This is a genomic window from Streptomyces sp. NPDC051172, from assembly GCF_040682555.1.
In the GTDB taxonomy this organism is placed as follows: domain Bacteria; phylum Actinomycetota; class Actinomycetes; order Streptomycetales; family Streptomycetaceae; genus Streptomyces.
This window is the reverse complement of the sequence record NZ_JBFBBE010000377.1, coordinates 1-1,288: the sequence shown is the minus strand read 5'-3', so window position 1 is coordinate 1,288 and position 1,288 is coordinate 1. Positions and strand designations below refer to the sequence as shown.

Genomic DNA, 1,288 nt, shown 5'->3' with positions numbered 1-1,288 from the left:
ACGGCGCCCTGCGTCCCGACCTCGACCGACGCGCCCTCGTGGACCTGATCCTGACGTGGCTGTTCGGCGCGCAGGTGACGGCCGTCGTCGATGCGGATCGGCACGACCGGGCCGCGCTGGAGGCCCAGCTCGCGCTGCTGACGGCGGCGATCCGCCGGGGGTGACCGGGTGTGGCGGGCCGTCATGACGCGCCGCACGGGGTTGCCTGGTCTTTCTCCAGTGGGAGAATGGTGAGCCAGGTTACAGCGAAGCGGCGTGAAGGGAGGGCCTCGCGTGTTCCCGCGGACCGTCGACGACCATGCCGAATGGAAGGAGCTGATCTCCCGCTCCTTCGTCCCCCTCGAGTCGGAACCACTCCGTCCGAGCCGGTCGTTCTCCGGCCGGCTCGACGTGAGCGAGTTCGGCGGGATCGGCCTCACCACTCTCGCGGCCGCGCCGCACGCCGTGCACCGGACCGAGCGTCTCGCCGCGGCGGGCGGCGGGGGCATGTTCAAGGTGTCCCTGCAGCTCTCCGGCCGCGGCCTGCTCCTCCAGGACGGCCGTGAGGTCCTCCTGGAGCCCGGTCGGCTCGCGATCTACGACACGTCTCAGCCCTACACCCTCTCATTCGACCGCGACTTCACGAGCCACGTCCTGATGTTCCCCCACGCGGCCCTCGGGATCGCCCCCGGCCAGGCGGCGCAGGTCACGGCGACGGCCCTCGACGAGGGTCATCGACTGGGCCCGGCCGTGAGCGCGTTCCTGACGCAGGCGGCGGACGCCATGCCCGTGCTCGACCCGGCCATCGGCGGCCGGCTGGCGCACAACGTCGTCGATCTCGTCGGCACCCTCGTGGCCGATATGCTCGGCCTGCCGCCCCGTCCGGCCGAGGGCGTCCGGCCCGCGCCCGTCGGGGGCCCCGACGACGAACGGGACCGGCAGCGCGCCGCCGTGCTCCGGCACATCGACGAGCACCTGGCGGACCCCGCGCTGTCCCCGGCCAGCGTCGCCGCCGCGCACTTCATGTCCGTCCGGAGCCTGCACCTGCTGTTCGAAGGCACGGGGGAGACGGTCGCCGCGACCATCCGGCGACGCCGGCTGGAGCGCTGCCGGGACGAGCTGGGCGACCCCGGGAACGCCGGCCGCCCGGTCGCCGTCGTGGGAGCGCGGTGGGGTTTCGCAGACCCGGCCCACTTCTCGCGGGCGTTCCGCGCGCGCTTCGGCGTGACGCCCGGCGGGTACCGGCGGCAGGCGGCCTGACGGGGCGGGACTGCGCGCGGCGGCAACGCCTCTTCGCGGATCGTCAATC

Annotated in this window: 1 protein-coding gene; it reads left to right on the top strand. The window is 74.1% G+C overall.

Features of this window, described 5'->3' with window-relative positions; all coding sequences use genetic code 11:
- The first annotated feature begins 273 nt into the window (after positions 1-273).
- Positions 274-1,239, top strand: coding sequence for a helix-turn-helix domain-containing protein (locus tag AB0N07_RS51260; RefSeq protein WP_350746743.1), 966 nt, complete (start codon positions 274-276; stop codon positions 1,237-1,239).
- Positions 1,240-1,288: the final 49 nt, after the last annotated feature.